Consider the following 12,907-nt stretch of genomic DNA (forward strand, 5'->3'; position numbering starts at 1 on the left):
CCGTGATAAGGAGTGCATCATAAATGAACACCCCATGCTGCGCAATTTTTATACAGCATTCAGGACTGATTAAATTTGAACAACGGTATCAGGTAGCGCTGAGCCTCTTCCGTGATTGCCTCAAAGTACTCTGGCTCAAGCGTTCGCCATAAGCGTTGATACCAGACGTCTTCGCCCTCGCCGCGCACCATCATGTTACCTTCATAGGCCTGAACAAATTTACTTCGCGCTTTCTGCAGCGAAGCGTCATCCGTTAACATGGCATCATTTTGCGCGTCATAACAGGCTTTTATCCACGCCCCTCCACTTTCTGGCAGCAGAAGCAGCGGTTTGTTCATTCCCTGACGATAGCCTTCGATATATAACGATAAATAGCCCAGCGCCTGCTCCGCCGCCATCGGCGGGAAACGCCACTCGCCGTCTTTGCGCACGAACAAACGGCTTTCGCCTTCGTAGCCACAGGCACTGTAGACAAGATGTTCCAGCCAGAGTTGCAAACCTTGTGAAACGCTAAGCATGGATGGCCGCCAGCGCAGCAGCCCGTCCGGCTGCACCTGGGTCAGCCAGCCCGTGAGCTGCACGCCGTTACAGTCGAGATCGATCTCAATGCTTTTTCCCGGCTGGCGAAGCGCAATCACCCGGTCAGCGAGCGTTTTCATCTCCTGGCACTGGGCGTCCCACACAATTTCGCCGAACGCGCCGTACGGCAGCTGGCCCGCAGCGCGATAGCGACGGAATAAGGCGTCGGCCTCTTCTTGCTCAACGAGCGCGTTCAGAAGCTGCAGATTGAGCCGGTAGCGCTCCAGCCCGTCGAGGATAAACGGCTCGGCGTCAGGAATTTCGCTCTCTTCAGAACGGAAGTTGACCTGTAACCGCTGCTGGAAAAATGCCCGCACCGGATGGGCCCAAAACCTCTGCAGCTGTTCGAAGGTCAGGGTTTTAGTGTCCTGCGGCTCAAGCTCCTGAATGAAGTCAGCGTGCGCGGTCCCCTCGAGCCGCGCGGCGGGAAGCCACTCTTGCGCATAGCTTTGCTGTTCGCTGGCAACGTAGTTAGCGGGATCGAACGGCATGCGGCTGTGCAAGCAGGTGATATGCGCCTTCACCCGCTGCTCGCTTTCATCACAGTTGCGGTCCTCATCCCCCGGCAGGTAGTGGCTTTGACCAATGTAGTCCACCAGCTCCTGCACCAGCACCGACGGGAAACGCTCGCTGTTATCCTGGATTGAACGGCCGATATAGCTGATATACAGCGTGCTCTGGGCGGAGATCAGCGCCTCCAGGAACAGGTAGCGGTCATCGTCGCGACGGCTACGGTCGCCTCGCTTCGGCTGCGCGCTCATCAGGTCGAAGCCCAGCGGCGGTAATGCGCGAGGGTAGATGCCGTCGTTCATGCCGAGAAGGCAAACCACCTTAAACGGGATAGAACGCATCGGCATCAGGGTGCAAATATTCACCGGCCCGGCCAGGAAGCGCTGGCTGATGCGCTCCTGATCCAGCCGCTGCGTTAGCTCGTCGCGCAGCAGTGAAAGAGGAATGTCCTCGGCGTAATGTGAGTTAACGCCCTCTTCGATGATCGCCTGCCACTGGGTTTCGATAAGCGCCATTGCCGCTTCGGTTTCATCGTCCGGCAGGAAGAAATCGTTGAGCATTTCACGGCACACCGGTAGCCACGATCCCAGCGGCCGGGGCTGCATCAGCTCGCGCCGCCAGCGGTTCAGCTGCATCAGCAGCGAGGCCAAATGGCCGACCAGCTCCGCGATCAGCCCGCTGGACTCATCGTACGGCAGCACGTCGTTCCACTCGCCGTGCCTGCTTTCCATGGCGTATCCCAGCAGCATGCGCGTCAGGCCAAACAGCCAGGTGTGCTGGCCGGTAGGCGGGAGCTCAAACTCCTTGACGTTATCGTCGTCCATGCCCCAGCGCACGCCCGACTCGTTGACCCACTGGCGCAGGTAGCGCAGGCCCTCTTCGTTGATATCAAACCGCGCGGCCAGCACCGGGACATCCAGCAGCGCCAGCACGTCTTCCGAGATAAACCGGCTATCAGGGAGTGAGAGCAGGCTCAAAAACGCCTGCAGCGCAGGGTGAGACTGGCGCGCGCGGCGATCCGATATCGCGTAGGGTAAGTAACGGTCACCCGTTGCGCTGCCAAAAACGGCCTGGATGAAGGGGCTATAGCTGTCGATGTCGGCCACCATGACCACGATATCGCGCGGCGTGAGCGTAGGATCGTCCTGCAGCATCGCCAGCAGGCGATCGTGCAGGATCTCTACCTCGCGCTGCGGGCTGTGGCAGATGTGGATCGTAATGCTGCGATCGTCAGGCGCCAGCTCGCGCTTTTTGTCGCTGCGCGCGAACTCGTCGGCAGTGATCCCCATGACGGCGCGGTTTTCCAGCTCAAGAATATCCTGCTGAACGTTATGCAGCAGGCTATCCGGCGTGACCTCCGCGAAGGCATCAACATCGCCTTCACCCGAGGAGGTGATGTCCGAAAGCATATGAATGTAGTCGCGGCCCAGCTTGCCCCAGGACGCGAGAAGCGGGTTCGGCAGATTCTGAATCCCCTCGTCATCGAAAAGCTGCGCGGCGGTTTCGCTGTCTTTGAACAGCGGGACCGAGCGTTCTTCAAAGAGGCGTTTTCTCTGGCGGGTGACCAGCCGCGAAAGCCAGCGCGCGTCCTGAATGTCGCCCCAGTAGTGCCGACACGGGTTGGTAAAGAGGATATGGATATCAACGTGCTTGCCCAGCGCCTCCAGCGCTTTCAGGTAGACAGGCGGCAGTGCGGAAATGCCGCAAATAAACACGCGAGACGGCAGCCGGGCAGGACGCTCCGCCGCGTTTTCCAGTATCGAGATGAACCGGTCGTATAAATTAGCACGGTGCCACTTCGGCTGGCCGAGCTTCTCGGTGTATTCAACCAGCGCTTTCCACAGCGGGGCCTGCCAGATTTGCGCTTCCGGCAATCCCTCCACTAATTCCCCGGCTTCCCAGCGGATGAGCCAATCAGCGCGGTACACCAGATACTGGTCATAGAGATCGGCGGTGCGCGACGCCAGCTGGAAGAGCTTGCGCTTGTCGGTATCGTCGTTGAGATAGTGCCGCAGCATGGCAAATTCGTCATGCGCCAGCAGCTCCGGCAGCAGCGCCATCAGCTTCCAGCTCATGCTCTGCTTATTGAACGCGCTCTCCTCCGGGATATCCGGCAGCACGCGGACAAACATTTCCCAGATAAAGCTCGCCGGCAGTGGAAAGGCGATGTTGGCGGCAATGCCAAACTTTTGTGAAAGCGACATTTGCAGCCACTGCGCCATCCCGGTGCTTTGCACCAACACCATTTCGGGCTCAAAAGGATCGTCAAGGCGCTCGCGCTCGACGATAAATTCCATCAGCGCTTCCAGCACATCCAGACGATTTGAGTGATAAACCCTTAACATAGACGCTCCCGACTACTGGCTAACCGGACAATGCAGGCGGGTCATTTCGCCGTGCCGTCCCTGAGGAGAAAAAATCGTAACCGTGATGCTGACACATCCGGACTGCATTGTCTGCCCCCGACTGACCCGCCAGCCCGCAGGAAGTGCATCCGGTGAGAGCTGCGCCTGATTCCAGGCATGGTGCCACAGCTGACGATACTGGCTGAGCACGGTAAATCGTGACGCCAACGCCCGGTGATAGCCCGCCAGCGCGGTCACGATAACCACCATCAGCACCATCGCCAGCAGCACTTCAACCATGCTGAATCCTTGCTGTTTTTTCAGGGCAGCTGACATAAAGCGCGCTCCTTAAGCGGGCAGAAATCGCTCCAGCCGTGAGGCGTAAAACGTATCTGCCCCTCCGTTATCGTGCCGATACGCCAGAGCAGAAGATCGCTGCTGCCAGCGATGAGCAAAACCCGCGACTCGCCCAGCACTCGCAGGCAGACACGCGAAGCATTCGCCTGCCTGCATTCTACTTCTGGCTTTATCAACCAGCGCTGCACGCGTCCCCACTCCAGCGCTGACTGCACGCTGGCCTGAAGACGAACGGAACGGCTTTCGCCGCCGACCTGCCTGCTGTAGGTCGTTAGCTGCTGGTTCAGCCCGGCGAGCAGCAGCGTGCCGAGTACCAGCACAAGGAGAACCATCGCCAGCGAAGACATTCCTTTCTGGCGGCTCACAGGTTGAATCCCGTCACGGCGTAATGGGCCGCCACGGACGAGTCCGGATAGCCCTTGCGCATCGCGATCAGCTCGATGTCTAACGCCGGGGCGAAGCCTGGGCGCGTCGCTTTGCTCACGATAAATTTCTGCACAATAATCCTGTCCGGGTCCGTGAGCTTGTCCCATCCCTTTCCTTCACATGAGGTCGCGCCACGCAGGGATTCCAGCGTGCCGGACTCAAGGCGAAACCCCGTGCTGTCGTTTTCCGACGAGGAGCTGTCCCAGGTGCCGTTGCTGTTTGCATCCCATTTAACGATAGCGCAGCTGCCCTGCCTGCCGATATGCAGCCCCTCCCCCTGACAGCTTCCCGCACAGTACCCCGCTCGCTGAAGCTGTTTGCCAATCGCAAACAGCCGCTGCCAGATCTCTTCTTCAAGCGCCCGCTCCCCGGACTGCAGCAAAATGGCGTGCTGCAGCCCCGGTAAAAAGCGCGACGTGCTTAACAGCAGAGTGCTGCTGATGGCCATGGCAATGAGCACTTCGATAAGTGAAAAACCCCGTAATGTTAATGGCATGCGCTTTCTCCCGCTGGCTGGCACATCCTGATGCGTCCGCTGTTCGAGACGACAATCAGCCACTCTCCCGCCGCGCTGTGTACCCGAATCCTTCCCGCCCACGCGGTATCCCTCAGGCCGTAAAACCCCAGCGAAGGCGTTATCTCGCTCACCGTCACCTCGGGCCAGAGCGGCTTAAGGACGAATGGACTGCCGCTCTCGCACCCTGAGATCACGGAGCTTCTCAGACAGAAATCGCGTTCCTCGCCCTCAGCCAGAATGTGGTGATCGCGGTTATGCCGGTTGGCGTCGTTGCGCAGAAATACCAGGTAATCGCGCACCTGCCCGGCGGTTTGCCGTAGCCGCTGCAGCTGCTGCCAGCTGTTCCAGCCGTACAGCCCGGTTGCGCTGAGGATGACCACCAGCGAGATAGCAACAAGCGTTTCGATAAGCGTAAAGCCGTTCTCTTTTTTCATGCCGCGAGTGTGGCGAAGAGGAAGCCATTCGGCGAGTAGGTTATTGGGATATTGCGAGGCGTTTTCCGGGGAATTTCGAGAGTTGCAACGCGTTGCATCAACGCCGGAAAAGCGCTCGCAAATCAACGCGCGGGCGAAAAAAAACCGGCGCTAATAAGCACCGGTTGTGGGAGTATCTGCCGTATCAGATGGCAACGGGTGCCTTGATACCAGGATGCGGGTCGTACCCTTCAATTTCAAAATCGTCGAAGCGGTAGTCAAAGATGGACGCCGGCTTGCGTTTGATCACCAGCTTCGGCAGCGCGCGCGGTTCGCGGGTGAGCTGAAGGTGGGTCTGTTCCATGTGGTTGCTGTAGAGATGGGTATCACCACCGGTCCAGACGAAGTCGCCCACTTCAAGATCGCACTGCTGCGCCATCATGTGAACCAGCAGCGCGTAGCTGGTGATGTTAAACGGCAGGCCGAGGAACACGTCGCAGGAGCGCTGATAGAGCTGGCAGGAGAGCTTGCCGTCGGCCACATAGAACTGGAAGAACGCGTGGCAGGGTGCCAGCGCCATTTTGTCCAGCTCGCCGACGTTCCAGGCCGAAACGATAATACGGCGCGAGTCCGGATCGTTTTTCAACTGGTCCATCACGGTGGCGATCTGGTCAATGTGGCGACCGTCTGGCGTTGGCCACGCGCGCCACTGTTTACCGTAGACCGGCCCCAGGTTGCCGTTCTCATCTGCCCATTCGTCCCAGATGGAGACGTTGTTTTCATGCAGATACGCAACGTTGGTATCGCCTTGCAGGAACCAGAGCAGTTCATGAATGATCGAGCGCAGGTGGCAGCGCTTGGTTGTCACCAGAGGAAAGCCTTCCTGTAAATTGAAGCGCATCTGGTGGCCAAAAATGGAGAGCGTACCGGTACCGGTGCGGTCGTTTTTCGGCGTGCCCTCGTCGAGCACTTTTTTCATCAATTCAAGATACTGTTTCATGGTTCCTCAGGAAAGTTGTTGCTGTGGACGACGACGATACGCCCAAATCATCATAATGGCACCCGCGACAATCATCGGAATGGAGAGGATTTGCCCCATGCTGATGTACTGTACCCACTCGCCGGTAAACTGCGCATCCGGCTGGCGGAAGAATTCAACGATAATGCGGAACGCACCGTAGCCAATCAGGAACAGGCCGGAGACGGCCCCCATCGGGCGCGGCTTGCGAATGAACAGGTTCAGAATGATAAACAGCACTACGCCTTCCAGTGCCAGCTCATAAAGCTGGGACATGTGGCGCGGCAGTACGCCGTAGGTATCAAAGACGGATTGCCACTCAGGGTGCGACGGCAGCAGCGCGATGTCCTCCGCGCGCGAGCCAGGGAACAGCATCGTGTACTTGAAGCTCGGGTCGACGCGTCCCCACAGTTCGCCGTTGATAAAGTTGCCGAGACGACCAGCGCCCAGGCCAAACGGGATAAGCGGCGCAATAAAGTCGGAGACCTGGAAGAAGTTACGCTTAGTGCGTTTAGCAAAGATCACCATCACCAGAATCACGCCAATCAGGCCGCCGTGGAACGACATGCCGCCGTCCCAGACGCGGAACAGATAGAGCGGATCGTTGAGGAATACCGGGAAGTTATAGAACAGCACGTACCCAATGCGGCCGCCAAGGAACACGCCGAGGAAGCCCGCATACAGCAGGTTTTCCACTTCGTTTTTTGTCCAGCCGCTGCCGGGTTTGCCCGCACGACGGCCTGCAAGCCACATGGCGAAAACGAAGCCCACCAGATACATCAGACCGTACCAGTGAAGCGAAACGGGTCCTATTGAGAAAATGACCGGATCAAACTCCGGAAAATGCAGATAGCCACTGTTCATCTGTCACCACAAGATGTTGTTATTTCCGCTGAAAGTGGACAGCGGTCGAAATGCGCGTCTGCTGTGAGCAGATGCTCCAAGGTTGCGAATCATAGCATAAGGCGGGCGCGGAGGATGCGCCTGAGATGTAAAAGATATGTATAAGGTTTAGGTCCGCTGGCTCCCTCTCCCACCGGGAGAGGGAGAAAGGCTTTAGCGGCCGCCGCGGATCAGGCCGCCCATACCGCGTCGCTCCATAAAGGCGGCCACCTGATGGCGCACCTCGGCGGCAAGCTGCGCTTCCAGGCTCCGTTCGGCCAGCTCGCGGGCGTCGTTGATATCGATGTGGCGAAGCAGGTACTTCACGCGGGCAACGGAGCGTCCGTTCATTGAAAGATGGCGGAAGCCGAGGCCTATCAGGATCGCCACGCACATTGAATCACCGGCCATTTCTCCGCACAGGCGCAGATCGATACCGTACTGCTCCGCCTCGCGGGCAATCATTGCCAGCGCCCGAAGCATGGCCGGGTGCAGGCTATCGTAGATGCTCGCCACGCGCGTATTGTTGCGATCCACCGCCAGGATGTACTGGGTCAGATCGTTGGTGCCGACGGAGATAAAATCAACGCGGTTCGCCAGCTGGCGCAGCATAAAGACCATTGAGGGAACTTCAAGCATTACCCCGATACGCGGTTTCGGGATCGCGTAGCCGATCATCTCTTCGACTTCACGCCCCGCGCGTTCAATGAGACGACGCGCTTCGTCAACCTCATCAATGCTGGTCACCATCGGCAGGAGGATGCTGAGGTTGCCGGTCGCCGCGTTTGCACGCAGCATGGCACGCACCTGGATCAGGAAGATCTCCGGCTGATCGAGCGTGATGCGGATCCCGCGCCAGCCCAGGCACGGGTTCTCCTCGCTGATCGGCATATAGGGCAGCTGCTTATCGGCGCCGACGTCAAGCGTGCGCAGCGTCACCGGCTTGTCGTTAAACATTTGCAGCATGCCCTGATACTGCGCGACCTGCTCCTCTTCGGACGGGAAGCCGCTTTGCAGCATAAAGGGAATTTCGGTGCGGTATAAACCGATGCCGTCAATGCGGCTGCCGAGCTTCTCTTCGTGCTCCGGGCTTAGCCCCGCGTTGAGCATCACCTTAACCCGCTCGCCGCTTTTAAGCTGCGCGGGCAGGTTAACGTCGTCCTCTGCCAGCTTGCTTAATTCATTCTCTTCGCTGATAAGCCGCTGATATTCCTGCAGCAGAACCGGTTCCGGATCGACCAGCAGCTCACCGCGATATCCGTCCACCACCAGCATACGACGATGCAGAACCGAGGGCTGGATATCCGCGCCCATCACGGTCGGAATGCCCAGCGCGCGTACCATAATGGCCGCATGGGAGTTGGCGGCACCGTCACGCACGACGATGCCCGCCAGCCTGTTCTGCGGCAGTTCGGCCAGCGTCGTGGCGGAGAGCTCGTCGGCCACCAGCACGAAGCGCTCCGGCCAGGCATTCGCCCCCTGAATGGTGTCATCAAGATGGAACAGCAGCCGCTGCCCGAGCGCGCGTAAATCCCCCGCGCGCTCTTTCAGATAGCCGTCGGTCAGCGCCGCAAACTGTTCGGCAAATTTCTCAATGACCTTTTTAACCGCCCATTCCGCCACCGCGCCTTTATCGACCTCGGCAAAAAGTTCCCGGCGCAGGCGGGCGTCAGAAAGCAGGTGTGAATAAAGGTCAAAGATGGCCGCCGTCTCTTTTTGCGCCCCCGCGGAGAAGCGTTTGCTGTAGCGGCGAAATTCGTTTGCCGCCTCCTCGAGCGCGGCGGTGAGGCGTTCGCGCTCGAGCGCTTCATCCAGGGTCGAAGCCTCGTAGACCTGCTCCATCAGCGGCAGCGTGGCGTCCATCCAGCCTTCGGCAATCGCCACGCCCGGCGAGGCGGGCAGCGCGCGAATGCGCGTGTGGCGGTACTGGCCGAACAGCGCGGCAAGCTGAGACTGGGAGAGAATGGCGGCCATCTGCGTGGCCAGCGTCACCAGGAAAGACTCTTCGCTTTCGTCATACTGGCGAAGCTCGCGCTGCTGGACCACCAGCACGCCGAGAAGCTGGCGGCGCTGAATAATCGGCACGCCGAGAAACGCGCGGAAGCGCTCTTCTTTTACGGAAGGGATATACTTAAAGCTGGGGTGTTTTTGCGCGTCGGCAAGGTTAATTGGCTCGGCCAGTCGCCCGACCAGGCCCACAATCCCCTCGTCGAACGCGAGGGTGACGGTGCGGCCGCGAGGTTTTTTTAACCCGCGGGTTGCCATCAGATAATAGCAACGCCGATCGTGGTCGGCCAAATAGACCGAACAGACCTCGGTCTCCATCGCAAGACAGATGTCGGTCACCAGAATGTTTAGCGCCTCGTTCAGACGAGGCGCACTGGCAACCTTCTCGACTATTTCTCGCAGGCGGGTGAGCATGATTTGCGTAACTTAACCTCTTTTACGTCGCCAGGCAGGTGCGTTCTGCGGCTTAGGCGGGATCTCCTGAAGCTGCATTACCACACTTGCGAACTCTTTCATCACCCTACGGTAAACGTCGCGCTTAAACGACACGACCTGACGAACCGGATACCAGTAGCTCACCCAACGCCAGCCATCAAACTCCGGCGTGCTGCTGGTTTGCATGTTGATATCTGAATCGTTGCCCACCAATTGCAGTAGAAACCATTTTTGTTTCTGGCCGATACAAACCGGCTTTGTGTCCCAACGCACCAAACGTTTCGGTAACTTGTAACGCAACCAGTTGCGGGTCGACGCCAGGATGCGAACATCCTTACGGCTTAAACCAACCTCTTCAAACAGCTCCCGGTACATCGCTTGTTCTGGGGACTCTCCTGGATTTATCCCGCCCTGCGGGAATTGCCAGGAGTGCTGACCATATCGCCGGGCCCACATAACCTGACCCTGACGATTACAAATTACGATTCCTACGTTCGGGCGGTAGCCATCGTCATCAATCACCGGACTACCCCAAACTAAACCTGATATTTGAATGATTGTTTCACACTACAGGGAGGCGGTAAACCACTCTCTTACAGGCCTGCAACCTAATAACATTTGAATAACTCACAATTATCAGCTGAGTTATGAACAGATGACCGGCCTTAAAGCCAATTTTATTCACCTTTTCTGTGGATAGAGTTGTGAAGAAGTACGGAATTACCGATGAACAACCTTGAAACCTCTTATTTCTCCATTTTTGGGCCGAAAATATTAATGACTACTTTTCAGCAGCTTAAAAGCGTTTTACCGCTTTATAAACACCTTAGCGTGACGATCGTCACATCAGGGATCGTATGACTGATGAAAGATCGAACAGCGTCGGTTTTATCCACAGAATGTGCCAATAAGTTAGTCACAATTTGTGTGAAAATTCGATTTTCACCGCACGTCAAGGCTGTAAATGGAAACAGTAGTCAGGGTTATTCCCAGTTATCCCACTTTTCTGTGGATAACATGGTGTAAGATCCTGTTCATTGTCAGTGACCAGATTTGAACAACCTGGATTTACGCCGTAAACGGGATGGTGATAAAAGTTAAAAAAACCGATAAATCATACACATGGAGTATTTACTCAGAAAAAGTTAGACTCTATCCACAAGGCGCACTTTATTAGTTCATTTTTTAATCAAAAGGTTAACGTCATGCATTCGCTGGCCCCATTGCTTTCTCCTCCTTCAAGTGAAGCGCAGCTGCTCGCCCAGGCGCAGCGCCTGGCGGGCCTTTCGCTTGGGGAACTGGCCGCGATCGCGGGCGTTCCTGTACCAAAGGATCTTAAGCGCGATAAGGGCTGGATCGGCATGCTGCTGGAGCTTTGGCTGGGCGCCAGCGCGGGAAGCAAGCCGGAACAGGATTTTGCCGCGCTCGGCGTTGAGCTGAAAACGATCCCGATTGACGGCCAGGGCAGACCGCTGGAAACCACCTTTGTCTGCGTCGCCCCGCTGACGGGCAATAGCGGCGTGACCTGGGAAACCAGCCACGTCCGGCATAAGCTCAAGCGCGTTTTGTGGGTGCCCGTAGAGGGCGATCGGCAGATCCCCCTCGCGGAGAGGCGCATAGGCGCGCCCCTGCTCTGGAGCCCCGATGAAGAGGAAGAGAGGCAGCTCTCTCAGGACTGGGAAGAGCTGATGGACATGATTGTGCTTGGCCAGGTGGAGCGCATTACCGCACGACACGGTGAAGTGCTGCAGCTTCGCCCGAAGGCGGCCAACAGCAAGGCGCTCACCGAAGCGGTTGGCGCGCTAGGCGAGCCGATCCTGACGCTGCCGCGCGGTTTTTACCTTAAAAAGAATTTCACCGGCGCGCTGCTGGCGCGTCATTTCTTACTCAATACCTAACTTTTTAACCAAATTTTGCGCTCTGGGTAACATAATCACCGGGTTTTAAGATTTAACCGCTTTCCCCTGTCGAATTATCAGGTTATTACTAGACTATGATGTGATACGAGCCAGATGAGGATGATAACGATGAAAAAATGGGCAGTGATAATCTCGGCGGTCGGTTTAGCGTTTGCCGTTTCGGGCTGCAGCAGCGATTACGTGATGGCGACCAAAGACGGTCGTATGATCCTGACGGACGGTAAACCCGAAGTCGACGATGATACCGGGCTGGTGAGCTACCACGATCAGCAGGGCAATAAGATGCAGATCAATCGCGACGAAGTCTCGCAGATTATCGAGCGATAACCGATAAAGGTCAGTGGTTTACTGGCCTTTTTGATTTTTTCCTTCCCCTTTCGCTTCCCCTCTGCCATGTTTATATTCCTTTGTCGGGAGGTTCCTGACGCGGTTTATTGGTCAATTGAAGGAAGCCGGCTATGCATTATCACCGTATCCCCCATAGCGCACTGGAAGTCAGCCAACTGGGGCTGGGCACGATGACGTTTGGTGAACAAAACAGCGAAGCCGATGCCCATGCGCAGCTCGATTACGCCGTCAGCCAGGGAATTAACCTGATTGACGTGGCTGAGATGTACCCTGTTCCTCCTCGCCCGGAGACCCAGGGCCTAACCGAAACCTACGTCGGCAACTGGCTGGCACAACGCGGCAATCGCGAAAAGCTGGTTATCGCCTCGAAAGTCAGCGGCCCGTCGCGCAATAACGATGCCGGGATCCGCCCGAATCAGAACCTCGATCGCAAGAACATTCGCGCCGCGCTGGATGCCAGCCTGAAGCGTCTGCAAACCGACTATCTCGATCTTTACCAGGTGCACTGGCCGCAGCGCCCAACCAACTGCTTCGGCAAGCTCGGCTACAGCTGGAACGAGAGCGCCCCCGCCGTGAGCCTGCTTGAAACGCTGGAGGCGCTGACGGAGTGCCAGCGCGCGGGCAAAATCCGCTACATCGGCGTGTCGAACGAAACGGCGTTTGGCGTGATGCGCTATCTGCATCTCGCGGACAAGCACGATCTGCCGCGCATCGTCACCATTCAGAACCCCTACAGCCTGCTGAACCGCAGCTATGAAGTCGGCCTGGCGGAAGTGACGCAGTACGAAGAGGTGGAGCTGCTGGCATACTCCTGCCTGGGCTTTGGCACGCTAACCGGTAAGTACCTGAACGGCGCGAAGCCCGCCGGCGCGCGCAACACGCTTTTCAGCCGTTTTACCCGCTACAGCGGCGAGCAGACGCAGAAGGCCGTCGCGGCCTATGTGGATATCGCCAGGCGTCACGGTCTGGATCCTGCGCAGATGGCGCTGGCCTTCGTGCGTCGCCAGCCGTTTGTGGCGAGCACCCTGCTGGGCGCTACCACGATGGAACAGCTGAAAACCAACGTTGAGAGTTTCCATCTGAACCTGAGTGAGGAAGTGTTAGCGGAGATTGAGGCGGTGCATCAGGTTTATACATATCCGGCACCGTAA

12 protein-coding genes and 1 pseudogene are annotated in these 12,907 nt (G+C 57.5%); 4 read left to right on the forward strand and 9 right to left on the reverse strand.

Annotated elements, in window-relative coordinates; all coding sequences use genetic code 11:
* Positions 1-59 precede the first annotated feature (59 nt).
* The 9 genes from recC to rppH all read right to left on the reverse strand — a co-directional run bounded on the left by recC (position 60) and on the right by rppH (position 10,011).
* Entirely contained in the window at positions 60-3,434 is a 3,375-nt protein-coding gene (gene recC / locus AB8804_RS15350; RefSeq protein ID WP_371187620.1) for an exodeoxyribonuclease V subunit gamma, read from the reverse strand.
* A gap of 12 nt (positions 3,435-3,446) precedes the next feature.
* Entirely contained in the window at positions 3,447-3,770 is a 324-nt protein-coding gene (locus AB8804_RS15355) for a prepilin-type N-terminal cleavage/methylation domain-containing protein (protein WP_371187622.1), read from the reverse strand.
* Positions 3,755-4,156 carry a DUF2509 family protein gene (locus AB8804_RS15360; RefSeq protein WP_371187624.1) on the reverse strand — a complete coding sequence of 134 codons (402 nt, stop codon included), beginning with the start codon at positions 4,154-4,156 and terminating at the stop codon, positions 3,755-3,757. Before AB8804_RS15360 ends, AB8804_RS15355 begins: the two co-directional genes overlap by 16 nt.
* Positions 4,153-4,713 (reverse strand): prepilin peptidase-dependent protein, encoded by a 561-nt coding sequence (locus AB8804_RS15365; protein ID WP_371187626.1) that lies wholly within the window; start codon positions 4,711-4,713, stop codon positions 4,153-4,155. The genes AB8804_RS15360 and AB8804_RS15365 overlap by 4 nt, the downstream gene beginning before the upstream one ends.
* The gene (locus AB8804_RS15370; RefSeq protein ID WP_371187628.1) at positions 4,704-5,168 is read right to left on the reverse strand and encodes a prepilin peptidase-dependent protein; all 465 of its coding nucleotides are present in this window, start codon (positions 5,166-5,168) and stop codon (positions 4,704-4,706) included. The genes AB8804_RS15365 and AB8804_RS15370 overlap by 10 nt, the downstream gene beginning before the upstream one ends.
* A 184-nt stretch (positions 5,169-5,352) precedes the next feature.
* Positions 5,353-6,147: a thymidylate synthase gene (gene thyA, locus AB8804_RS15375; RefSeq protein WP_371187630.1), complete on the reverse strand. Its 795-nt coding sequence runs from the start codon at positions 6,145-6,147 to the stop codon at positions 5,353-5,355.
* A gap of 6 nt (positions 6,148-6,153) precedes the next feature.
* Positions 6,154-7,029 carry a prolipoprotein diacylglyceryl transferase gene (lgt, locus tag AB8804_RS15380; protein ID WP_371187632.1) on the reverse strand — a complete coding sequence of 292 codons (876 nt, stop codon included), beginning with the start codon at positions 7,027-7,029 and terminating at the stop codon, positions 6,154-6,156.
* Between the two features lie 192 nt (positions 7,030-7,221).
* A complete protein-coding gene (gene ptsP, locus AB8804_RS15385) occupies positions 7,222-9,468 on the reverse strand; it encodes a phosphoenolpyruvate--protein phosphotransferase (RefSeq protein WP_371187634.1) in 2,247 nt (748 codons plus the stop codon).
* Between the two features lie 12 nt (positions 9,469-9,480).
* The gene (gene rppH / locus AB8804_RS15390) at positions 9,481-10,011 is read right to left on the reverse strand and encodes an RNA pyrophosphohydrolase (RefSeq protein WP_047650229.1); all 531 of its coding nucleotides are present in this window, start codon (positions 10,009-10,011) and stop codon (positions 9,481-9,483) included.
* 442 nt (positions 10,012-10,453) lie between these two features.
* Here rppH and AB8804_RS15395 point away from each other — a divergent pair.
* The 4 genes and pseudogenes from AB8804_RS15395 to AB8804_RS15410 all read left to right on the forward strand — a co-directional run.
* A pseudogene (locus AB8804_RS15395) lies at positions 10,454-10,540 on the forward strand (hypothetical protein); the annotation flags it as partial.
* Between the two features lie 154 nt (positions 10,541-10,694).
* Entirely contained in the window at positions 10,695-11,387 is a 693-nt protein-coding gene (gene mutH, locus AB8804_RS15400; RefSeq protein WP_371187636.1) for a DNA mismatch repair endonuclease MutH, read from the forward strand.
* 129 nt (positions 11,388-11,516) lie between these two features.
* Positions 11,517-11,735: a lipoprotein YgdR gene (gene ygdR, locus AB8804_RS15405; protein ID WP_112009758.1), complete on the forward strand. Its 219-nt coding sequence runs from the start codon at positions 11,517-11,519 to the stop codon at positions 11,733-11,735.
* Positions 11,736-11,866: 131 nt separating this feature from the next.
* Positions 11,867-12,907: an NADP(H)-dependent aldo-keto reductase gene (locus tag AB8804_RS15410; protein ID WP_371187639.1), complete on the forward strand. Its 1,041-nt coding sequence runs from the start codon at positions 11,867-11,869 to the stop codon at positions 12,905-12,907.

The organism is Enterobacter sp. KBR-315C3_2022, from assembly GCF_041399425.1.
GTDB lineage: Bacteria > Pseudomonadota > Gammaproteobacteria > Enterobacterales > Enterobacteriaceae > Enterobacter.

Bases quoted from the DNA above. Each gene is read 5' to 3' on its own strand.
- recC (WP_371187620.1), bottom strand. From the start codon at position 3,434: ATGTTAAGGGTTTATCACTCAAATCGTCTGGATGTGCTGGAAGCGCTG.
- AB8804_RS15355 (WP_371187622.1), bottom strand. From the start codon at position 3,770: ATGTCAGCTGCCCTGAAAAAACAGCAAGGATTCAGCATGGTTGAAGTG.
- AB8804_RS15365 (WP_371187626.1), bottom strand. From the start codon at position 4,713: ATGCCATTAACATTACGGGGTTTTTCACTTATCGAAGTGCTCATTGCC.
- AB8804_RS15370 (WP_371187628.1), bottom strand. From the start codon at position 5,168: ATGAAAAAAGAGAACGGCTTTACGCTTATCGAAACGCTTGTTGCTATC.
- thyA (WP_371187630.1), bottom strand. From the start codon at position 6,147: ATGAAACAGTATCTTGAATTGATGAAAAAAGTGCTCGACGAGGGCACG.
- lgt (WP_371187632.1), bottom strand. From the start codon at position 7,029: ATGAACAGTGGCTATCTGCATTTTCCGGAGTTTGATCCGGTCATTTTC.
- ptsP (WP_371187634.1), bottom strand. From the start codon at position 9,468: ATGCTCACCCGCCTGCGAGAAATAGTCGAGAAGGTTGCCAGTGCGCCT.
- mutH (WP_371187636.1), top strand. From the start codon at position 10,695: ATGCATTCGCTGGCCCCATTGCTTTCTCCTCCTTCAAGTGAAGCGCAG.
- ygdR (WP_112009758.1), top strand. From the start codon at position 11,517: ATGAAAAAATGGGCAGTGATAATCTCGGCGGTCGGTTTAGCGTTTGCC.
- AB8804_RS15410 (WP_371187639.1), top strand. From the start codon at position 11,867: ATGCATTATCACCGTATCCCCCATAGCGCACTGGAAGTCAGCCAACTG.